Origin of the sequence: Chitinophaga sp. (assembly GCF_017745275.1) — a bacterium.
Classification (GTDB): Bacteria; Bacteroidota; Bacteroidia; order Chitinophagales; family Chitinophagaceae; genus Chitinophaga.
In genome coordinates this window covers 14,572-34,485 of record NZ_JAGHZS010000015.1, presented here as the reverse complement: position 1 = coordinate 34,485, position 19,914 = coordinate 14,572, and the positions used below count along the sequence as shown (strand labels likewise).

Sequence of the window (19,914 nt, the reverse complement as noted above, 5' to 3'; positions counted from 1 at the left end):
ATGTGTCAACTTATTTCAGGACGACTCAATTTTTTAAAAGCACAAAGCAAAAAGCACAAAGCAAAAAGCTATTGTAGCGAGTGAACAAATCCGCTCTGTTCACTCGCTACAATAGCTTTTTGCTTTGTGTTTTATGCTTTATACTTTTTTTGATGATGAAATTTTATTTTTGTTGAAATAGTGAATGGTAAAGGGTTTGAAGGTTGTTTGTGAGATGTGTTGCGGATACTTTTTTTCTCTTTTTTCAAAATTTATTTGGTAGAATAAGAATAGTTTATACCTTTGCAATCCCATCGAACAAAAGGACGATCGGTAAGAAACAAAAAGGGAGCTTAGCTCAGCTGGTTCAGAGCATCTGCCTTACAAGCAGAGGGTCACTGGTTCGAATCCAGTAGCTCCCACACTACACAGTAATAACACCCTTAAAGATCTTCGGGAGCTTAGCTCAGCTGGTTCAGAGCATCTGCCTTACAAGCAGAGGGTCACTGGTTCGAATCCAGTAGCTCCCACACTACACAGTAATAACACCCTTAAAGATCTTCGGGAGCTTAGCTCAGCTGGTTCAGAGCATCTGCCTTACAAGCAGAGGGTCACTGGTTCGAATCCAGTAGCTCCCACACTACACACAATAAAAAGGTCCTGCAGAAATGCGGGACCTTTTTTTTTAGCTGTTAGCCTTTAGCTGTTAGCTTTTAGCAAATGCAGCAAAGATCAATATTTGTTAATCATTCGCTGTATTTGCTAAACGCTAATGGCTTACTGCTAAAAGCTATTTCTTAAATATTCTTCTTACTGCCTTGCCGAGTTTATTCAGATTCGCAATCTGCTCCTGTATAGGCGCCAGCGTGAGATCTTCCGGTTGCAGTCCTGCCTCCAGTGATTCGAATTCCCTTTGTTCGGGATATAACAGGATCACATTATTATCTCTGAAATGACGCTCCAGCTTGGCGGGAATGCCATCCATATAAGCATGATAGGAAAGCGTGCTTTTACGGGCGGTTACCACCACAACGAGGTCGTCACGGGTGATTTCACGGGAAAGGATGAGGAAGTCTTCGATGGTATCAAAACGGCGGAAGCTGAGGTCTACACTCATTTTGGATTTTTCTGCAAATGCTTCTGTAATCACCTGTGTTTTGTTGCTGCAGAAAACCAGCAGGCGGGCGCCGGCCTGCTTAGCCAGCATAAACATTTTTTGCAGGTAATGGAGGAAGCCCAGTTCGTATTCCGCATTGGGCGGCATCACCAATACCATTTTTTTGGTGGTATTTAAAGGCGAATGAAAGTTACATACGTACACCGTTTCCCATACCCTTTGTAATACGTTGTCGAGGGTGGTACCAAAGATGTTGCCCAGCCAGCGGTCAGTGGTGCTGGTTCTGTCTGTCCAGCCCAATACCACATCACTGATCAGGAGTTCTTTGGTGGCGCGGGTGATGCCATCTGATACGTTGAGATCTATGCGGGTTACCACCTGGACAGGGCTTTCCGTAGCGGCGGCATGAATCACCGCTTTCTCCAGCATCTTATTGGTGAGTTGAATTTTTTCTTTGGCTTCTTCGTTGTCCTGCACTACGGCCAGCGGATAGATAGGCGTGGCTGCGCTGGTGTCTTTGATCATCACGGCAAAGTCGAGCAGGGCTTCAATACGGTCGGGGTTGGATACCGGCACCAGTATACGTTCCGGCGTTTCAGACGCTTCCGGTTTGCTTTCTGCTTCCTGTATCGCCAGCCGGCGACCGGCGTTTTGGGTAACGAAAGATCCGGTGAGACAGGTGATCAGGATGAGGATAACGGTACCATTCAGTACATTTTCATCTACAATACCCATATTATAACCAATGAGTATCACCGCAATGGTAGCAGCAGCATGGGCGCTGCTCAATCCAAAAATTACATTGCGCTGGGTGGAACTGTATTTAAATGAAAGCTGGGTGAAAAATGCTGCCAGCCATTTGCTGCTCAATGCCATACCCGTAAGCGCCGCTGCAATGATGAGGGCTTCGGGTCCTTTTAACAAAACCCGCAGATCTACCAGCATTCCTACACTGATCAGGAAGAAAGGAATGAAGATCGCATTCCCTACAAATTCAATACGGTTCATGAGTGGCGAAGTATGCGGAATCAACTGGTTTAAGGCCAGTCCTGCGAGGAAGGCGCCAATAATACCTTCTACGCCGGCCAGTTCGGCCAGGAATGCAGATGCAAATACCAATGCCATCACAAAGATGAAATGCGAAGTCTTATCGTCTTTTATTTTCTTAAAAAACCACCTGCCCAGCATAGGCATCAACCAGAGGATAATGACGGCAAAAATGGCCAGGGAAATGCCCAGTCGCACCCAGAAGTAGGTATTGAGGTTGCCTGCCTGCGCACCGGTAATGATGGCCAGTATCAATAACACCGCTGTATCTGTGATGATGGTGCCACCTACGGCCACGGTAACGGCTTCGTTTTTAGTGATGCCCAACCGGCTGGCTAATGGATATGCTACCAGTGTATGTGTGGCAAACATGCTGGAAACCAGCAGGGTGGCCATGAAGTTAAAGTGAAGTACATAACTGCATACCACATATCCCATGATCAGGGGAATAAAAAAGGTGAATGCACCGAATACCATACTCCGGTAACGGTTTTTCCGGAATTCGGTCATGTCGAGTTCCAATCCCGCCAGGAACATAATATATAATAAGCCGGCATTGGCAAACAGGGTAATACTGCCCTTTTCAATGATGTTAAAGCCGTGATCCCCAATCGCCATACCTGCTATAATCAGGCCTATGATACTGGGTATCCGCAGTTTACGCAGCAGAATAGGTGCTAACAGTATAATAAACAATACCAGTGAAAAGATCGGAATCGGATCTTTCAGTGGTAAATTGGTATTCATCAATAAAACCAGTCCTTTCATTCTAACCATTTTTGTATTCCAAAATCAGCAACCCCTGCTTTAAATATGGATAAATTAACGAATAATCCATGTAATTTTGTGTAAAGCTTTTTTTAAAGATGAGCGATCGTACAAATACCAAAGGATTACCGGAAGAAGAGATAGACGTGCTGGTAGCGGAAGATGAGCAGTTTCCATTTAGCCTGGTAGTCTGGAATGATGAGGTAAATACATTTGACTGGGTGATTACTTCCCTGATGGAAGTATGCGGACATACGCACGAACAGGCAGAACAATGTGCCCTGATCATCCATTTTAATGGAAAATATGCGGTGAAGCAGGGAGAATATCTCAAACTGCGCCCTTTATGCGAAGCCTTGCAAGAAAGGGGACTCAGTGTTACTATTGAAGAAATGGTCGATAGCTGATTTGCTGTTATGTCCGTTTTTCGTCTTAACAAACAATTAAAATTCCCTCCTGTACAGCTCTCTGAGCCTGACGGATTACTCGCCGTGGGCGGCGATTTATCTATAGAAAGATTATTACTGGCCTATCGCTCTGGTATCTTTCCCTGGTATGATGAGCCACCTATCCTTTGGTGGAGCCCTGATCCCCGTTTTGTACTCTTCCCTGATGAATTGAAAGTATCTGCCAGCATGAAACAGGTGTTGCGCAAAAAGATGTTCCGTATTTCCTTCAATGAAAACTTTGCCGGCGTCATTGCCCGCTGCGGCAGCATTCCCCGTGAGGGACAGGCAGGCACCTGGATTACTCCTGAAATGCAGGCCGCTTATATTCGTTTGCATAAAGCCGGGTATGCCATGTCGGTCGAGTGCTGGCAGGGTGACCGACTGGTAGGGGGCCTGTATGGTGTTAAAACAGGCCGTTTCTTTTTCGGAGAATCTATGTTTTCTGAAGTTAGCAATGCCTCTAAAGCAGCTTTCATCACCTTTGTGCAAACTTATGCACATGAACTGGATATGATCGATTGCCAGGTACACACCGACCACCTCGCCTCTCTGGGCGCCGGATTTATTACCCGCGAAGAATTTCTGGAGATCATTGGTTTTTCGTAACTTACTTATCTAGTCATTTTTACTGGCACTAAATTTTCCCCCAATGAAAAAATTAAGCTTGTTGCTGGCACTGGCAACATTTTCCGCGTTCATATCTCCTGACCCTGCTGTAAGAACTGTCAGAGATGATAAGACACTGTTAATTACACAACTGGAACAAACCAGGGACAACCTCCTCAAGGAAGTACAAGGCCTCAGCGATGCGCAACTGGAATACAAACCTGCTCCGGATCGCTGGTCAGTGATTGAATGTGTGGAACATATTACGCTGATAGAAAAATCTATCATGGACGGTGAGCAACAATTGGTACAACAGCCGGCCAATCCTGAAATGAGAAAGGATATTAAAATCACCGATGAACAAATTATCAAAGGCGTAGAAGACCGTAGCCACAAATTTAAAGCACCCGAAAATGCGATTCCAAAGCATAGCTATTCATCAAATGCAGAAGCCATCAAAAATTTTACGGATTCAAGGAATAAACTTCTTGAATATGTAACCAACACCAATGACGACCTGCGTGCGCATATAACAGATAAAACGCCGCTGGGAACCATTGATGCTTACCAGCTACTCTTACTCGATGCTGCACATACCAATCGGCATACACAGCAATTACAGGAAGTAAAAGCAGACGCCGGATTCCCCAAATAGCCGCTCTGGCCGATTGTAATGGTATAATCATTGACGGCTTTCCCGGTATCTTTTTATACTAAATCGATAGTAGGAATTTGAAATCACGGGAGCTGTTATCTGAAAAGGATATACAACGGGGAATGAACCTGGTGATTGGTGATGGATTGGCTGCTGAGGCCATGATCACGCTTACCGGTGGTGCATTCCTCGTTGCTATGGCCTTGTTGATAGGCGCCACCAATCTGCAGATCGGGGTGTTGTCTGCGTTGCCAACGCTTACCAATGTATGATCAGCGCCGTGTTATCTATTGTCGCCCTGGAATTGTTGCTGCTGGTGGCAGAAAAGGGAGAAGTAGGCCGCAATATTGTGGTGAGGATTATGCGCAGCAGTATCCGTAATAATCTGAAAGATTATTTCCTGATAGGTAACCTTATTTCCTGGCATGAGCATTTCCGGGGATTTCTGTTGAGAAAGAAATCCGGTTAGCGCAGTTCCCAGTCCATAATCTGGTTATGCCATTCCTGGCGGAAAGGAGTGGTGATTTTGATGTAGTTGTCGGTGTAACCTTCCATCATACCGTCTTTACCCAATGATTCAAACAATACTTTTCTCGTTTCCCCCAGGTGTTGTTCATTGAAGAACTGTTGCTTTTTATGGCTGAGGTTACGTAGCATTTTATTGCGTTCATTACGGATATGTACCGGTACTACGGGTTTAATTTCCAGCGCATGGGTATTGGCCCGTTCCGAGTAAGTGAATACGTGGAGATAAGAAACATCCAGGTCGTTCAGGAAATCATAGGTTTCCCGGAAGTGAGCATCACTTTCAGCGGGGAAGCCTACAATCACGTCTACGCCGATGGCGCAATGTGGCATAAATTGTTTGATCAGCGCTACTTTTTCCGCGTACAGTTCACGGCGGTAGCGACGGCGCATCAGGCCAAGTATTTCATTGTTGCCGCTTTGTAACGGAATATGGAAATGAGGCATAAATTTCTGGCTGTTGGCCACAAATTCAATGATCTCATTGGTCAGCAGATTGGGTTCTATAGAGGAGATGCGGTAGCGGGAAATACCGGGTACCTTATCTAATTCCTGTGCCAGTTCAAAGAAGGATTCTTCTCTTTTTTTGCCGCCTTCAAAGCCTTTACCGAAATCGCCCAGGTTGACGCCGGTGAGCACAATTTCTTTAACGCCGGTAGCGGCGAGGGTATGGGCATGTGCTACTACGTTGGCAACACTATCGCTGCGGCTCTTGCCCCTGGCCATTGGAATGGTACAGAAAGCGCAGGTATAATCGCAACCATCCTGTACTTTCAGGAAAGTGCGGGTGCGGTCGTTCAGGGAGTAAGATGCATGGAAGCTGTTCACATCCTCAATATCACAGGAACAGATCTTAGCACTGTCGCCCTTGGTGAGTGTTTTGAGGTGCTCAGTAATATTGAATTTTTCGGCGGCGCCCAAAACGAGGTCCACGCCTTCAATCGAAGCAATTTCTTCCGGTTTCAGCTGTGCATAACAGCCCGTGATCACTACCATGCTACCGGGTGCGCGGCGTTGTATCCGGCGTACCAGCATACGGCATTCCTTATCGGCATTATCTGTTACCGAACAGGTGTTGATAACATACACATCTGCAGTATTATCAAAATCTGTTTTTACAAACCCATCCTGTTCCAGCAACCTGCTTAAAGTAGAGGTCTCTGAAAAATTCAGCTTACAGCCGAGTGTATGAAATGCTACTGTTTTTACCTGTTCCATAAAGGGAGGCAAAGGTAGGAACTTTTTACGTCATAGTTAGGTAAGGAATTTTGAGTAATTTGCGGCGCGTCTAATATATATGAAGTCCATACAAAAATATCTCCCGGTATTACTCCTGTCGCTCTTATTGCTGGCCGGCTGGCAGCAAAAATGGTGGAAAAACGCCTCCACGCCGTCTGTTCCCGGTAACAGGCCTGTGATAGCCCGTGGAACCGTTAATAAAGCCGTTATTGGCGGCGAAGCCATCAACAGGCATGCTCATTTGGAGTATACCAAACATGCCATTTGTCGGATGGGTTGCCGTCAGGTGACCAAAAACGAGATAGAAGAAATTCTGCAGGAGGGGGAGATAAATGCCGAAAAATCCAATCCGGCAGACCGCCCTTGCCCTACCTATGCACTGGAAGGGTATTCCAGCGAAGGGCAACATCTCCGGGTGGTTTTTGCTCCCTGTGATAGCGAAAATGCTAAAGTTATCACCTGTATTGACCTGGACAAAGACTGGAGTTGCAATTGTGAATAAGCTAAAAGCTAAAAGCAGAAAGCAAAAAGCTATTGAAGCGAATAAATATATGCTTTGAACATTCGCTTCAATAGCTTTTTGCTTTCTGCTTTATGCCTTCAGCTTTTCCAGATTTTGTTGTAGTTTTCCACTCTAATCAAGAGGCGTTTATGAATTTTTTAATGAAACCGTTGCGTGTTATTTATGTGATATACGCCGCTACCATCTTTCTGGGTATCATGTTTTTGATATTGCCGCCCATTTTCCTGGCTTCTTTGCTGGGCAAGCAGAAAGGTGGAAATATTATTTTTTATTTCCTGCGCTTCTGGGCACATGTGTGGTTTCCGATGGTGGGTATGCCGGTAACCCGTAAATATGAATGCGAGCGGGATAATGATCCCTGCATTTTTGTGGTCAACCACCGTTCTTATCTGGATGCCGCTATTGCCGTGAAAGTAATGCGCCTCCCTTTTCGCCCATTAGGGAAAGTAGAAATGTCGAAAATTCCATTCTTTGGATTTATCTATAAAAATTCTGTGGTACCGGTAGATCGCTCTAATGCTGCTGCCAGGGCCAGAAGTGTACGTGAAATGATGACTGCTCTCAAAGCTGGTATTTCCATTCTCGTATTCCCCGAAGGTACTACCAACGAAAGTGACCAGCCTTTGCGCCCGTTCCACAATGGCGCTTTCCGGATGGCTATCGAATTACAGATGCCTATTAAACCGGTGCTGTACCTGGATGCGGGGCATCGCCTACCACATAAAGGCCCGATGCACCTCAATCCCGGTAAATGCCGCGTTGTATTCCTGCCAACTATTCCTGTTAAAGGAATGACCATGGATGATATCAATACGCTCAAACAACAGGTGTTTGATGTAATGGATAAAGAATTACGCAAATACCACGAATATCCAACCCTGCAGCCGATCGGATGAAATACGCAGACGTAATATTGCCATTGGCGTTACCCAGAAATTATACCTACGCGGTACCGGAAAGCATGGAAACCCTGCTGAAACCGGGTTGTCGCGTTGCGGTACAACTGGGTAAACAAAAAAAATATGCAGGTATTGTAAAAGCGGTTCATGAGCAGGCCCCCCCTTATAAAACCAAGCCATTGTTGGATATGCTGGATGCTGATCCTGTTGTATATCCCACACAGTTAGCTTTCTGGACCTGGGTAGCCGCTTATTATATGTGCACAGAAGGAGAAGTGCTGAATGCCGCTCTTCCCGCTCACCTCAAGCTTTCCAGCGAAACATTACTACTTTTCAACGACGCCTACGGCGATGATTTCAGCGCATTGGATGATGATGAATACCTCGTGGCAGAAGCGTTGCTGATCCGCAAAGAATTGCGTATTGAAGAAGTACAGTTGATTCTTGATAAATCTGAAGTATACTCTGTTATCAAAAAGCTGATAGAGAAAAAAGTACTGCTGGTATATGAAGAATTAAAAGAAGTATATAAAGAGAAGAAAGAAAACTACGTGCAACTGCACGCCGAATACCAGGAAGAAGCGCAACTGGCAGCGCTCTTCAATGATATGGGCCGCGCGCCTAAACAAATGGAATTACTGCTGGCCTACCTGCATTTACAGAAAACACAGGGTAGTGTACTGCAAAGCGAATTACTCAAAAAGTCCGGTGCTACTACCGCACAACTAAAAGGGCTGGTGGATAAAAATATTCTCTGGATAGAAAAACGTACGGTAGATCGTATTCCTACCGGTAAAGTAGAAGCCCAGATAGATTTTAACCTGAGCCCGGCACAGGAGGTGGCGCTGACAGCAGTACGCCAACACTTTACAGATAAACAGGTAACCCTGTTGCATGGCGTGACTTCCAGCGGTAAAACACAGGTGTATGTGAAGATGATGGAAGAATGCCTGGCCAGTGGCAAACAGGTGCTGTACCTGTTGCCCGAGATAGGGCTAACGGCACAGATTATACGTCGCCTGCAGAAACATTTTGGCAGCAGCATTGGTATTTATCATTCCCGCTTTAATAACAACGAGCGGGTGGAAATATGGAACAAAGTAAAAATGGGAGAGCTGCAGATTATACTGGGGGCACGTTCCAGCCTGTTGCTGCCGTTTAAGGACCTGGGCCTGATCATACTGGATGAGGAACATGATGCCTCTTATAAACAACAGGATCCTGCTCCCCGCTACCACGCCAGGGATGCGGCTATTTATTATGCAGGGTTGTTCAAAGCCAAAGTATTGCTGGGTTCTGCCACGCCATCACTGGAATCGTATTACAATGCGCAGCAGGGAAAATATGGCCTGGTAGAATTAAACGAACGCTTCGGTGGTATGGAAATGCCAGCCATTGAGATTGTGGATATTAAAAAGGAAATGGCGGAGAAAACCATGGATGGTAATTTCACCGAGGTGTTAAAAAATGCGATCTCGCAGAGCATTGCAGATGGGAAACAGGTGATCCTGTTTCAGAACCGCCGCGGCTATGCGCCTTTCCTGTTATGTACTACCTGTGGTACTATTCCACATTGCAAGCAGTGTGATGTGTCGCTTACCTATCATCGTAACCAGGATAAGCTTACCTGTCACTATTGCGGTACCCGATATCCTTATATTCATACCTGTGTGGCCTGTGGTGCACAAACGCTGGAGCCGAAAAGTTTTGGTACCGAGAAAATTGAAGACGACCTGCAGCAGGTATTCCCCGATGCCCGCATTGCCCGTATGGATATAGATACTATCCGTAACAAGGATAGCCATAATAAACTGATCCAGCTGCTGGAAGAGCGCAGTATTGATATACTCGTTGGTACGCAGATGGTAGTGAAGGGGCTGGACTTTGAAAATGTGAACCTCGTAGGTATTCTGAGTGCTGATAATTTATTGGGATTCCCGGATTTCCGTGTAAATGAACGGGCTTTTCAACTGATGGAGCAGGTGAGTGGTCGTGCCGGCCGCAAACACGGCATGGGCAAGGTGTTAATACAGGCCAGTAATACCCGGCACCCGGTGCTTCACTATGTAATGGCGCACGACTATAAAGCCATGTATGCCGCTGAAATTGAAGAAAGGCAGGCGTTTGGGTATCCGCCCTTTTTCCGTTTACTAAAACTAACCATTCGTCATAAAAATCAACAGGTAGCAGAGCAGGCCGCGATGATCCTGGCAAGCTGGTTACAGCCGCATATTGGTACGCAGTTGGTGGGCCCTGCTGCACCACTGGTAGCCAGGGTGCGTAATAACTATCTGCAGGAAATGCTCATTAAGCTCCCGCGCGACGCGCGCATGATTGCTCACATCAAGCAGGTATTGCAGGAGTTTATTATCCAGCTGAAAGCGGAAAAAGCCTTCCGCGCAGTGGTGATTATACCAGATGTGGATGGTGTATAAAGAAGATTAATCTTTTTGCAGCACCAGGTCCAGATGCTGTGTCTTCGATATTTGTTGCTGTATTTGTCCGAACAGGTTTTTCTGTGTGCCATTCAAATCCATTTGCTTATACCATTCCACGATGAAGATGTGTAACATATTCCCTTCCTGTTCGCACCGCATTTTATAACCCAGCGCCGGTTGGTTGCCGGAATCGTTGATATCTGCCGAAAAATCTCCTTTATTCAATATTTTATACCCTTCCGGAATAGGGATGTTCACCCGTTTTTCCTGGTAATAAGGGAAGGCAATCTGCACAGGCAGGTTACCGGGGGGCATGTCTGCATCCGTGGCAATAGTACCTCCCAGCAGTTGGCCCAGGTGGATAATGACCTGTGTATTTTTGTTTTCTATGAGAGATGGGGTATTCAGTGTACTGTTCAGCCGCATCGGTTTATCCAGCATGCGATTGTTGAACAATTCATTTTCCGTTGTTACTGCAGTGGGTTTCCGCACGCCGGGTTCAAAGGGTAAAAGGGCGTTGTATAACCTGAATTTCGCTTCTGTATCGTTATTGGCCATACCAAAGGCATGTTTAATATTGGCGGCAGGGTAGCCTCCAAAAGCTTGTTTTACCTCCCAGGTGGGCTCCGTTATTGATTTTAAGGTGGCATCCAGCGTGATGTTGCTCAGGGTGTAAGGCACTATGGGAGTGGTCACAAAATCAGTGAGCACTTTACTTTCCTGGCCAATCAGCGTATCGCGGCAGCGTAAGGCCGGTATGCCTGCCCATAGCGATGGATAACAAGGAAAGCGTGTATTCATGTCCGTTGGTGACAGGGCTTGTTGTACCTGCGGGAAATATAGCAATACGTTACGGGGCAACTGTCTGTTCACCATCTGGCTATCGGGTAATATACTGTCGCGGGCAGAGGTGAAGAGCATTTGTGTAGGAATGTTGAGCATATAATACACGGCATTCATCAGGCGGATCATGCCTGTTTTCTCTGCACGCCTGCTTTTGAGTATGGAGATGATATCAATGGTTTCGCCGGTTTCAGTGGGAGCCGTGAGTGTGAAATTGGTTTTTATAAACTGCTCCACCATATAAATCATTTGTGGGGTGGGCATCCGTTGTTGAGTGAAATTCCACTTAGGCAGTTCTTTTTCCAGTTGTTTGAATTCAGCTTTAGAGATGGCCACAAAGGGGATGTAGTTATCATCACCGAATTGTTGCCAGGTCATGCGGGTGGTGTCTTTTCCATCTACTACCTGTTTGAGTGCGAAATCCACGCGTTGCAGTTGTGGCAGGAAGTAATAGCGGTCATCGCCTTTGAGAGCGGGTACGGGCTGCATATTCAACCGGTAATAACGGCTGATGCCACCGGTGCTGTCGGTAATAGCCGGTACGCCCGGAGAGGTTTTGAATCTGAACTCCAGTTCTTTGGGCGCTACCAGGAGGAAGCTTACGTGATCGCTGGAAAGGGAGGACTGCAGTATTTCGGTGCCGGCATAATCCCAGGCTACCTTCAGGCTTAATTCATATGCTATTTCCGCGCCGGGCTGCAGCACCAGGTTGTTAACCACCAGGGCTTTGCGGGCGTCGTTAAGTGGCAGCATCCGAACCTGGTTATTGAGATCCTTCGTTTGTCCGTCGGGGGAGATAGTGCGTATGCGCAGGCCCCGCAGTTCTTCGTTGGATTCGATGGTCATGATGAGTTGGGTCAGACTATCGGCGGCGGCTTGTGTATTGACTAATACGCTTTTATAGATGGTTTTATAATGGGTGTAGTTATTGGCTTTGTCGGCCCTGTTTACATTGAAATCCCTTACGATCCGGTAATCCAATACCGTATAGGGGTAACCGGTAGAAGTGATGGCGTGTGGTGTTGGTTTTTCTTTCCATAAGTCAGGAAAATAACCGTTTACCTGTGCCTGCAGGGAACAGGGGAGCATTGCAATGATTGCAACAGTCAGAAGAAGGGCCCATTTTTTCATACCGGCTAAAGATAAGACTGAATTTTCGGATTTCATGAAGCACCCATTGCCTGGATGGCATCGGATTCCAATACGCTGATGCCTGTGTTGGCCTGTTTGGTAGCGGCTATCATGGCGTTGGCAACTGTGGCAGCTTTAATCCCGCGGTATTTTTTCCATCTCCCCTGTAATAAAAAATAGAAAAGCTGGAATAACCATCTTCCGATCCACTCACCCAGCCTGAATTCTTTCCTGGGTCCTATTAATATAGAGGGCCGGAATATATACAGGCTTTGGAAGCCAATGGCTTCAACGGCTGCTTCCATTTCGCCTTTGGTACGCAGGTAGAAGTTGCGGGAATTTGGATTGGCGCTAATGGATGACATGATAGCCAGTTGTGATACCCCCTGTTCATGCGCTATACGGGCGCATTTTACAGGTATGCCGTAATCTACTGCCCTGAATTTTTCCTGGCTGCCGGCTTTTTTAATGGTGGTACCGATGCAGCAAAACAATACATCACCCTGTAAAGCAGCGGCCAGATTTTCTGTATCCTCAAAATCTACGATAATGCTTTCCAGCCGGGGCCTGGCATGTGCCCAGGGCTGACGAACCAATACCTTCACTTTGCTGAAAGAAGGGTCCTGCAGTAAGGCCGCTACCAGGTGGGTACCTGTTAACCCGGTTGCTCCTAGGACAATTGCCGTTTTGTTCATGGGATGTAGAAATTTCTAAATGATTTGCGGTTATCTTTGCTGACCATAAATTTAGGTTATTATGCAGGTATCAGAAAATGTTCTGCTCAAATCATATAATACTTTCGGTATTGATGCCCAGGCGCGTTATTTCGCAGCTTTTTCGTCTGTAGCAGCGTTACAGGAACTGACTGCCCAACAACGTGCGCAACAGTTGCCGCTGATGATACTGGGAGGAGGAAGTAATATCCTGTTTACACAGGACTTCAACGGTTGGCTGCTGAAGAATGAGATCAAAGGCATCAGCATTGTAAAAGAAGATAACGATTACGTATATGTGAAAGCAGGCGCTGGTGAAAACTGGCACCAGTTTGTGCAGCATTGTATTGGATTGAACCTGGCAGGACTTGAAAACCTGTCGCTGATACCTGGTAATGTAGGTGCCAGTCCTATGCAGAATATCGGCGCTTATGGCGTAGAAATAAAAGATGTGTTTCACGAGCTGGAAGCCTTGCATCTGGCCGATAATAAAGTGGTTACTTTTAATAATGCCGATTGTCATTTCGGTTATCGCGAAAGCGTTTTCAAAAAAGAATACCGGCAGCAGTTTGCTATTTTATCGGTGACCTATCGTTTAAGTAAGCAACCGCATTTTAACACCAGTTATGGTGCTATCAATGAAGAGTTGCAACGGATGAACGTATCTGACTTATCAATACAGGCTATCAGCCAGGCGGTGATTAATATCCGTTCGTCTAAACTGCCCGACCCTGCAAAGATTGGTAATGCGGGTAGCTTCTTTAAAAATCCTACTATCAATAAAGCACAGTATACGGCTTTACATGAGGCTTACCCACAGTTAGTAGCTTACCCGGTAGCTGATGAGCAGTTCAAGCTGGCAGCAGGCTGGCTGATAGAGCAATGTGGCTGGAAAGGGTATCGCAAAGGCGATGCGGGCGTACATGCCAAACAGGCGCTGGTACTGGTTAATTACGGGCATGCCAGGGGCCGGGAAATCTATGATTTGTCGCAGGAAATATTGGATAGTGTAGAAGAGAAATTTGGCGTAGCGCTGGAAAGAGAAGTGAATATTTGTTAGAGCATAAAGCATAAAGCTGAAAGCAAAAAGCTATTGTAGCATATGATCAAAGCGAATTAATATTCGCAATCATCACTCGCTACAATAGCTTTTTGCTTTTTGCTTTCAGCTTTATGCTTTACGCTCTCCCTCTAATATCCGCTATAATCCTTCCCGCATGTTCTCTTGAATTTTCAATGAACCATATATGGGTGTTCATACCGCCACAAACTACGCCGGCGAGGTAAATACGGGGCATGTTAGTTTCCATGGTGATAGGATTATAAGTTGGTATTTTTAGCGCATCATCCGATAGTACGATGCCTGCTTTTTCCAGGAACTGAAAATTTGGCTGGTAGCCAGTCATAGCGATTACAAAATCATTCGGGATAGTGATAGTACCATCAGGGGTAACGATATCCACTTCCCGCTCACGGATAGCCTGTAGTGAGGAATAAAAATACGCTTTGATACTGCCTTCTTTAATACGGTTTTCAATATCAGGTTTTACCCAATATTTTACACGGGAGCCAATCTCCGACTGCCGGATCACCATGGTGACCCTGGCGCCTTTGCGATAGGTTTCCAGCGCCGCATCTACGGCTGAGTTGTGGGCGCCCACTACTACTACATCCTGGGTAGCATAGAAGTGTGGATCTTTATAGTAGTGCGTTACTTTAGGCAAATCTTCGCCCGGTATATTCATAAGATTGGGAATATCATAGAAACCGGTAGCGATGATTACGTGCCGGCCGTGATAAGTAGCTTTGCTGGTTGTTACCGTATAGGCGCCGGCGTTAGGTGTTATTTGAGTTACTTCTTCAAACAGCCGGATATTCAGGTGATGAGAGGTAGCCACTCTGCGGTAATATTCCAGTGCTTCCGGCCGGGTAGGCTTGGGATTGATGGAAACGAAAGGCACATGCCCGATTTCCAGTCGCTCGGAAGTGGAAAAGAAAGTCATGTATAACGGGTAGTTATAGAGAGAATTGGTAAGACAACCTTTTTCTATAATGAGGTAATTAAGCCCTGCTTTCTTAGCTTCCAGCGCGCACGCCAGCCCAATGGGACCTCCGCCTATGATCAGCACATCAAACGCAGCATTCATACAATCAGATTTTTAAAGGGCTGCCATATAATCCAGCAGCCGATACATGATATTATTATTTTGAGTCAGCAGGTGTTCATGCTGATGTATTTTTTCTTCACTTTGAATAAACGGGCCACCGGCTGGAATGGTAGTAGCGCCGAATTGGAGCATATCCTGCAAACTGGCGGGCGTTAGTTCCATATGAAACTGGAGACCTATAACGCGGTCGCCATAAATGAATGCCTGGTGACTGGTAGCTGCCGATGCGGCAAAGCGGGTAGCGCCGGCCGGTACATCGAAGGTATCTCCGTGAAAATGGAAGGTATTGAAATGTTGGGGGAACACTGCCTGTAGCGGTGTTGCCTGGTCCTGGAAACTGAGATCCAATGGATACCAGCCCAGTTCTGTTTGCGTATGTGGGTATACGTTAGCGCCAAGTGCGGCTGCCAGCAATTGTGAGCCGAGGCAGATGCCCAATACTTTTTTGCCCTGTTGAACAGCAGCTTGTATAAGTGCAATTTCTCCCGGCATCCAGGCATATTGATCCTGTTCGTATACGCCCATTGGGCCGCCCATGATAATGAGCCAGTCAGCGTTAGCCAGCGCGGTTGTGTCTGTATTCTCGTACCAGCGGGTATGGGTGACCGTATGATTTCCTTTGGCCGCCCAGTCGGCAATGCAGCTTAATCCTTCGAAAGGTACGTGTTGGAAGTAGTGAATATGCATATGCGGATGGGTAAAATGATTCCCCGAAGATACGCCTGCTATTTCACTTCTGCTCTTATTACTCTTAAATATTCATGACCTTTCATGCTGGCGCTTTTGTCGCCAAAGTATTGCCGGCGATAGTCGGCGGCGCCTCCCTCATAGCGTACCACCAGGTTGTGAGCTTCGAGGTAATCACGCAGTACTTTCGGATCCATACCGAAATCCCAGTCTTCACCGGCGCGGCTGAGCAGGCGTTTTACTTTGTTGGCGCCATAGAATGCGGCAGGGTTATCGATCACCGCTTTATCCACATAGCTCAGGATGATTTGTGTACCCGGATTGTATTCTCTTACGTGATGAAAGATAGTGGTGCCGAGGCGGGCTTCCAGTTCGGTGGTCAGGGCTTCCCAGATGAATAATGTTTTATAATGGTCGCGATAAAATAATTGGGGAATCACATCTGAGATCTGTTGTGTATTCATGTCCAGTTGTACATAATCGATCGGCACTTGTGGCAAGCCTTTGATAGTGGCCAGTCGCGTACGTTTCCGATGTTGCAGCTCCGGATGATCCATCTCTACATAATGCAATGGCATGCCAATATTCAGGCGGTGTGCCCGGGTATCAAACGTTGCGTTCAGGATAATGACCTGGTTGATGCCGTCATTTCTGACGGCGTCTATGATCATGTCGTCAATTAATTTTGTTCTGGCTACGCCGGAGGTGAAGGTACCCGGCCAACGAAGCTGTATGGCGGCCATAACCAGCTTCCTGAATAAAGAAATGCTGCAGCAGGCCAGCAAAAGCTGGTAAAACTTAGACAGGAATACAGTGGCAAACGGATCCTGGAACAAGCGTTCTTTTTCCGGTTTAGTGCTTTCAAGGGCACGGAATGCAGCCATGTAGGTGCCCGATTTGGTGGCGGGTAAACGGCTCATGAGATAAGTAAACTCATACAGGTTATTGGATACTGTTAGTGGCTATTTTGGTTGCGTCAATGATCAAATATATGTAAAAATGAGAATTGCATTATCATGGGATTTTCCCCGGTAAGTTATACCAGGGAACAAATGGCAACCAGGGCGACAGTGCTGATAAATACCCATAGCAACACCCCTTGCAGCAAAGGTTTCCGACCAATACCCTTTAAGGATTCCCGACTGAGATTGGTTCCAATCAGGAAGAGCGTAAGAGATAAACCGGTTTTAGCGCTGTGTACCATGATCGGTGCTATTTCCTGTACCAAAGGCACCCAGGTATTGAGTAGCATGGCGAGTACAAAAATGCCAATGAACCAGGGGATCTTTATTTTACCACTGTCTGTTTTAAAGAGCAGGGTGGTGATGAAAGCCACCGGGATAATCCATAGTGCGCGGGATAGCTTTACGGTAGTGGCTATTTGCAGGGCTTCTTCGCCGTATTTGTTGGCGGCACCTACTACAGAGCTGGTGTCATGTATGGCGATAGCGCACCAGAGGCCAAATTGCTGCTGGGATAAATGGAGCAGGTGACCAATGGCAGGGAATATAAAGAGGGCGAGGGCATTGAGTAAAAAGATGATCCCCAGTGCAACAGATACCTGTTTTTCACCGGCTTTCATTACCGGGGCAATGGCTGCAATGGCGCTACCTCCGCAGATGGCGGTACCACAGGAAATGAGGTGAGACGTTTTTTTATCTATGCCCAGCAGTTTTCCGAGCAGTGCGCCCATAAACAGGGTAGCAGCAATAGCAGTGATGGTAAATAGCAGGCCGGATTTACCCGCTTGCAGTGCGCTATGTATATTCATACCGAATCCCATTCCTATAATAGATAGTTGCAGCAGCCAGTGAGTAATACGTGGCGTAGCTACGGGAAAGGGATTGCCGGTAGTTTGTGCGAGGGCAAAGCCCAGGAGCAGCGCTACCGGCGGTTGTACGATGGGCAGCAAGGTGATGGCTGCTGCAGCCAGGAATATTATTCTGGAGGTGTTTTCGGGTAACCAGGCGCCTGCTATTTTCTCTTGTTGCATACACGAAACATTTGTAATGAGACACAAAGTTCCGTACTGGCAGGGCCAAAGTCAAATGGTGATAAGTGATGTCTGATAACTAAAAGTTATGACTTTAATCAACAGACAGAATGAACTTATTGAATTTTCCGGCAAAATCTTCTTTAAGGGTTTTATCGATGCCATTGAGATAGCTTACGGTAAAACCGCGTTGGAGGCGGCGGGTGGTACTGCCATCCAGTTGCAGTGGGCGGGCATGGAGTACACCGATCAGTTGTTTACCCTGGAAGATGAGTGCCAGCCGGTAAAGGGGACTTGGATCGTCTATACCGCTCTCATAGTTGAAGTAAAGTACATACGGTTTCAGCGTGGTTTCTTCTTCCAGTTTAAAGCTGTGGATAAAGGGTTGCAGGTCGTCGGTACTGCGCCCTGCATGTTGTTTGAGGTAGCTGGTCAGGGCGGATTCAATGATGGAGCCGTTACGGATGCTTTTCTTTTCCGTATAGCCGTTAATGGTAGCCCACATTTTTTCGCCATTGGTAGATACGGGCAATTTCATGTCGCGCTGTAATACGCCGGCGGCTACGCCATTGACTTTAATCTTCTGACCTTTCCGGAAAAGCGGTTTAGTGAATTCCTCTTTGGTGATATCAAAATCGAGGCTTACCGGATACCAGTCTTTTTTGACGGGGGCGCAACGCAGGGGAATATAATCCAGCAGCGATACAATGGGATCGCCATTGGGGTTGTTATATATTACGGCGTTGCCGCTGATTCTTTCACCGATGATGGGAGCCACGGCACCAGCCAGTTTAGGGGGATTATTTTTTTTAGGGGCGGTTTTGCCGGTACCAGTGGAGGTATTTTCTTCGTTATCGTATTTGCTATGCGTATTTTTCAGGTTACACGATGCCAATAATACTGCCAGTGCAAGGCAGAACAGCTGTTTGTTGAGATGCATATGGTAAAATTACTGTTTAATGGGTCCGGAAGTGACTCTGCTTCCGTCCGTTGTAGCATCCGCGCAAAGATTGGGCCTAGAATTCGGCGTATATAACGGTGTCGCCTATTTGAAGGCGGTGAATTTGTTTCATACTGGAAAACGGATCCAGTGGAGACCAGTCCTGGCTGGTATACAGTTGTATATTTTTGCCCATTATTTCCTTTTCCAGTGCATTTAGGGAGATACCAGGATGGGTTTTATGGGAGATGTAATAAATTTTGTGATCGTTTTTCAGGTGAATCATGATGCCGGGAGGACCGCTTTTTAATTCCTGTACAATACCGCTGGTGGGTATGCAGTTCTGTTTAGTGGCTTTATGCGCAGATGGAATACCGGAAATGAGCAATACCAGTATTAAAGTGGCAATGAGCAGCAGGGCTGCGATGCCTTTTTTGTTGGCTTGTTTATTCATGATCCGTTGGCGTAAATAGGTTAGGTACAGTTACATCAAATTACGAAAATCTATCTAAAGTCAGGCTGCATTCTTTCCGCAGTGAGATGCAAAAAATAAAGGGTGCCTTCGCGGAAGACACCCTTGTATATAAATTTTTTATGTTTATTTTTTGTTGCTGGTGTCTGATTCTTCTTCCCAATCATCGTTATCATCCCATTCATCGTCATCATCTTCCCAGTCTTCTTCCTCTTCTTCAATCAACAGGCTTTGTTCTGAACCTGGTTCAACGTTATTATCGCGCCAGTAGGCAACAATTTCATCTGCTTTCTGTTGGATGGGTGCAAAGTCGCTGACAGCCTTGTCATCAAACGTGATTTCCACATCGGGCATGCCTTTGATGGCATTGAAGCAGTCCTGCAGCACGGAGATGTTGACAGGGGCATTGCGCAATGCACTGTACGACAGGCGGATGGCGTCGAAAGGGCCGCTGTTGTGAAATACTTCTTCCCCGTTAAGCATGGGAAAGAGCCATACCAGTACGTCATCGCCGGTATCTTCGCTATTGAGGATACCAAAAAAATCGTCGAGTTGTTCGAAACCCAATGGTGCCAGCTGGGCAAAAAGTTTGTTCCTGGGCGGAAATTTAGGATGCTCTTCTCCTGTAATCAAGAATAATTCACCGAATCTTGGCTTTTCTTTGGCGAACCTAAAGTCAATGAGGATATCGTTTTCCATTGATGGCTATTCTATTTTCTACT

Annotated in this window: 20 protein-coding genes and 3 tRNA genes; 12 read left to right on the top strand and 11 right to left on the bottom strand. The window is 46.4% G+C overall.

Annotated elements, in window-relative coordinates:
- The first annotated feature begins 326 nt into the window (after window positions 1-326).
- From J7623_RS31680 to J7623_RS31670, 3 genes are all read left to right on the top strand, one after another.
- Window positions 327-401 (top strand) — tRNA-Val (locus tag J7623_RS31680).
- Window positions 402-434: 33 nt separating this feature from the next.
- Window positions 435-509 (top strand) — tRNA-Val (locus J7623_RS31675).
- Window positions 510-542: 33 nt separating this feature from the next.
- Window positions 543-617 (top strand) — tRNA-Val (locus J7623_RS31670).
- Window positions 618-769: 152 nt separating this feature from the next.
- On the opposite strand, the gene J7623_RS31665 is transcribed toward J7623_RS31670, so the two are convergent.
- Complete coding sequence (locus tag J7623_RS31665; RefSeq protein ID WP_291929396.1) at window positions 770-2,911, bottom strand: cation:proton antiporter; 2,142 nt, start codon at window positions 2,909-2,911, stop codon at window positions 770-772.
- 98 nt (window positions 2,912-3,009) lie between these two features.
- On the opposite strand from J7623_RS31665, the gene J7623_RS31660 reads away from it, so the two are divergent.
- From J7623_RS31660 to J7623_RS31640, 5 genes are all read left to right on the top strand, one after another.
- Entirely contained in the window at window positions 3,010-3,318 is a 309-nt protein-coding gene (locus tag J7623_RS31660; protein WP_291929394.1) for an ATP-dependent Clp protease adaptor ClpS, read from the top strand.
- A gap of 9 nt (window positions 3,319-3,327) precedes the next feature.
- Window positions 3,328-3,966: a leucyl/phenylalanyl-tRNA--protein transferase gene (gene aat / locus J7623_RS31655; protein WP_291929392.1), complete on the top strand. Its 639-nt coding sequence runs from the start codon at window positions 3,328-3,330 to the stop codon at window positions 3,964-3,966.
- Window positions 3,967-4,009: 43 nt separating this feature from the next.
- On the top strand, window positions 4,010-4,621 hold the full coding sequence (locus J7623_RS31650) for a DinB family protein (RefSeq protein ID WP_291929390.1): 612 nt from the start codon (window positions 4,010-4,012) through the stop codon (window positions 4,619-4,621).
- A 77-nt stretch (window positions 4,622-4,698) separates the two neighbouring features.
- Window positions 4,699-4,893, top strand: coding sequence for a hypothetical protein (locus tag J7623_RS31645; RefSeq protein WP_291929388.1), 195 nt, complete (start codon window positions 4,699-4,701; stop codon window positions 4,891-4,893).
- The gene (locus J7623_RS31640; RefSeq protein ID WP_291929386.1) at window positions 4,890-5,090 is read left to right on the top strand and encodes a hypothetical protein; all 201 of its coding nucleotides are present in this window, start codon (window positions 4,890-4,892) and stop codon (window positions 5,088-5,090) included. The genes J7623_RS31645 and J7623_RS31640 overlap by 4 nt, the downstream gene beginning before the upstream one ends.
- Here the strand turns inward: J7623_RS31640 and mtaB are convergent.
- Window positions 5,087-6,364 carry a tRNA (N(6)-L-threonylcarbamoyladenosine(37)-C(2))-methylthiotransferase MtaB gene (gene mtaB, locus J7623_RS31635; RefSeq protein ID WP_291929384.1) on the bottom strand — a complete coding sequence of 426 codons (1,278 nt, stop codon included), beginning with the start codon at window positions 6,362-6,364 and terminating at the stop codon, window positions 5,087-5,089. The genes J7623_RS31640 and mtaB overlap by 4 nt on opposite strands.
- A 79-nt stretch (window positions 6,365-6,443) precedes the next feature.
- Here mtaB and J7623_RS31630 point away from each other — a divergent pair, with 79 nt between their 5' ends.
- The 3 genes from J7623_RS31630 to priA all read left to right on the top strand — a co-directional run bounded on the left by J7623_RS31630 (window position 6,444) and on the right by priA (window position 10,242).
- On the top strand, window positions 6,444-6,887 hold the full coding sequence (locus J7623_RS31630) for a DUF4258 domain-containing protein (protein WP_291929382.1): 444 nt from the start codon (window positions 6,444-6,446) through the stop codon (window positions 6,885-6,887).
- Between the two features lie 149 nt (window positions 6,888-7,036).
- The gene (locus J7623_RS31625) at window positions 7,037-7,804 is read left to right on the top strand and encodes a lysophospholipid acyltransferase family protein (RefSeq protein WP_291929380.1); all 768 of its coding nucleotides are present in this window, start codon (window positions 7,037-7,039) and stop codon (window positions 7,802-7,804) included.
- Window positions 7,801-10,242 (top strand): primosomal protein N', encoded by a 2,442-nt coding sequence (priA, locus tag J7623_RS31620; protein WP_291929378.1) that lies wholly within the window; start codon window positions 7,801-7,803, stop codon window positions 10,240-10,242. Before J7623_RS31625 ends, priA begins: the two co-directional genes overlap by 4 nt.
- 6 nt (window positions 10,243-10,248) lie before the next feature.
- Here the strand turns inward: priA and J7623_RS31615 are convergent, their stop codons facing one another.
- The gene (locus J7623_RS31615; RefSeq protein WP_291929376.1) at window positions 10,249-12,219 is read right to left on the bottom strand and encodes a DUF3857 domain-containing protein; all 1,971 of its coding nucleotides are present in this window, start codon (window positions 12,217-12,219) and stop codon (window positions 10,249-10,251) included.
- 32 nt (window positions 12,220-12,251) lie between these two features.
- Window positions 12,252-12,914: an oxidoreductase gene (locus tag J7623_RS31610; protein ID WP_291929374.1), complete on the bottom strand. Its 663-nt coding sequence runs from the start codon at window positions 12,912-12,914 to the stop codon at window positions 12,252-12,254.
- A gap of 61 nt (window positions 12,915-12,975) precedes the next feature.
- Here J7623_RS31610 and murB point away from each other — a divergent pair, with 61 nt between their 5' ends.
- Window positions 12,976-13,992 (top strand): UDP-N-acetylmuramate dehydrogenase, encoded by a 1,017-nt coding sequence (gene murB, locus J7623_RS31605; protein ID WP_291929373.1) that lies wholly within the window; start codon window positions 12,976-12,978, stop codon window positions 13,990-13,992.
- Window positions 13,993-14,110: 118 nt separating this feature from the next.
- On the opposite strand, the gene J7623_RS31600 is transcribed toward murB, so the two are convergent.
- The 7 genes from J7623_RS31600 to J7623_RS31570 form a co-directional block, all read right to left on the bottom strand.
- Entirely contained in the window at window positions 14,111-15,079 is a 969-nt protein-coding gene (locus J7623_RS31600) for a YpdA family putative bacillithiol disulfide reductase (protein ID WP_291929372.1), read from the bottom strand.
- Window positions 15,080-15,091: 12 nt separating this feature from the next.
- On the bottom strand, window positions 15,092-15,787 hold the full coding sequence (locus J7623_RS31595; protein ID WP_291929371.1) for a gamma-glutamyl-gamma-aminobutyrate hydrolase family protein: 696 nt from the start codon (window positions 15,785-15,787) through the stop codon (window positions 15,092-15,094).
- Between the two features lie 38 nt (window positions 15,788-15,825).
- On the bottom strand, window positions 15,826-16,707 hold the full coding sequence (locus J7623_RS31590) for an SAM-dependent methyltransferase (RefSeq protein WP_291929369.1): 882 nt from the start codon (window positions 16,705-16,707) through the stop codon (window positions 15,826-15,828).
- A gap of 116 nt (window positions 16,708-16,823) precedes the next feature.
- Window positions 16,824-17,780: a putative sulfate exporter family transporter gene (locus J7623_RS31585; protein WP_291929367.1), complete on the bottom strand. Its 957-nt coding sequence runs from the start codon at window positions 17,778-17,780 to the stop codon at window positions 16,824-16,826.
- A 94-nt stretch (window positions 17,781-17,874) separates the two neighbouring features.
- A complete protein-coding gene (locus J7623_RS31580; protein WP_291929365.1) occupies window positions 17,875-18,720 on the bottom strand; it encodes a hypothetical protein in 846 nt (281 codons plus the stop codon).
- Between the two features lie 76 nt (window positions 18,721-18,796).
- On the bottom strand, window positions 18,797-19,174 hold the full coding sequence (locus tag J7623_RS31575) for a hypothetical protein (RefSeq protein WP_291929363.1): 378 nt from the start codon (window positions 19,172-19,174) through the stop codon (window positions 18,797-18,799).
- 144 nt (window positions 19,175-19,318) lie between these two features.
- Window positions 19,319-19,891, bottom strand: a complete 573-nt coding sequence (locus J7623_RS31570) for a hypothetical protein (RefSeq protein WP_291929361.1) — start codon at window positions 19,889-19,891, stop codon at window positions 19,319-19,321.
- Window positions 19,892-19,914 lie beyond the last annotated feature (23 nt).

What these genes read in the sequence shown, in the direction of transcription:
- J7623_RS31665 (WP_291929396.1), bottom strand. Translation starts at nt 2,911, where the DNA reads ATGAAAGGACTGGTTTTATTGATGAATACCAATTTACCACTGAAAGAT.
- J7623_RS31660 (WP_291929394.1), top strand. Translation starts at nt 3,010, where the DNA reads ATGAGCGATCGTACAAATACCAAAGGATTACCGGAAGAAGAGATAGAC.
- aat (WP_291929392.1), top strand. Translation starts at nt 3,328, where the DNA reads ATGTCCGTTTTTCGTCTTAACAAACAATTAAAATTCCCTCCTGTACAG.
- J7623_RS31650 (WP_291929390.1), top strand. Translation starts at nt 4,010, where the DNA reads ATGAAAAAATTAAGCTTGTTGCTGGCACTGGCAACATTTTCCGCGTTC.
- J7623_RS31640 (WP_291929386.1), top strand. Translation starts at nt 4,890, where the DNA reads ATGATCAGCGCCGTGTTATCTATTGTCGCCCTGGAATTGTTGCTGCTG.
- mtaB (WP_291929384.1), bottom strand. Translation starts at nt 6,364, where the DNA reads ATGGAACAGGTAAAAACAGTAGCATTTCATACACTCGGCTGTAAGCTG.
- J7623_RS31630 (WP_291929382.1), top strand. Translation starts at nt 6,444, where the DNA reads ATGAAGTCCATACAAAAATATCTCCCGGTATTACTCCTGTCGCTCTTA.
- J7623_RS31625 (WP_291929380.1), top strand. Translation starts at nt 7,037, where the DNA reads ATGAATTTTTTAATGAAACCGTTGCGTGTTATTTATGTGATATACGCC.
- priA (WP_291929378.1), top strand. Translation starts at nt 7,801, where the DNA reads ATGAAATACGCAGACGTAATATTGCCATTGGCGTTACCCAGAAATTAT.
- J7623_RS31615 (WP_291929376.1), bottom strand. Translation starts at nt 12,219, where the DNA reads ATGAAAAAATGGGCCCTTCTTCTGACTGTTGCAATCATTGCAATGCTC.
- J7623_RS31610 (WP_291929374.1), bottom strand. Translation starts at nt 12,914, where the DNA reads ATGAACAAAACGGCAATTGTCCTAGGAGCAACCGGGTTAACAGGTACC.
- murB (WP_291929373.1), top strand. Translation starts at nt 12,976, where the DNA reads ATGCAGGTATCAGAAAATGTTCTGCTCAAATCATATAATACTTTCGGT.
- J7623_RS31600 (WP_291929372.1), bottom strand. Translation starts at nt 15,079, where the DNA reads ATGAATGCTGCGTTTGATGTGCTGATCATAGGCGGAGGTCCCATTGGG.
- J7623_RS31595 (WP_291929371.1), bottom strand. Translation starts at nt 15,787, where the DNA reads ATGCATATTCACTACTTCCAACACGTACCTTTCGAAGGATTAAGCTGC.
- J7623_RS31590 (WP_291929369.1), bottom strand. Translation starts at nt 16,707, where the DNA reads ATGAGCCGTTTACCCGCCACCAAATCGGGCACCTACATGGCTGCATTC.
- J7623_RS31585 (WP_291929367.1), bottom strand. Translation starts at nt 17,780, where the DNA reads ATGCAACAAGAGAAAATAGCAGGCGCCTGGTTACCCGAAAACACCTCC.
- J7623_RS31580 (WP_291929365.1), bottom strand. Translation starts at nt 18,720, where the DNA reads ATGCATCTCAACAAACAGCTGTTCTGCCTTGCACTGGCAGTATTATTG.
- J7623_RS31575 (WP_291929363.1), bottom strand. Translation starts at nt 19,174, where the DNA reads ATGAATAAACAAGCCAACAAAAAAGGCATCGCAGCCCTGCTGCTCATT.
- J7623_RS31570 (WP_291929361.1), bottom strand. Translation starts at nt 19,891, where the DNA reads ATGGAAAACGATATCCTCATTGACTTTAGGTTCGCCAAAGAAAAGCCA.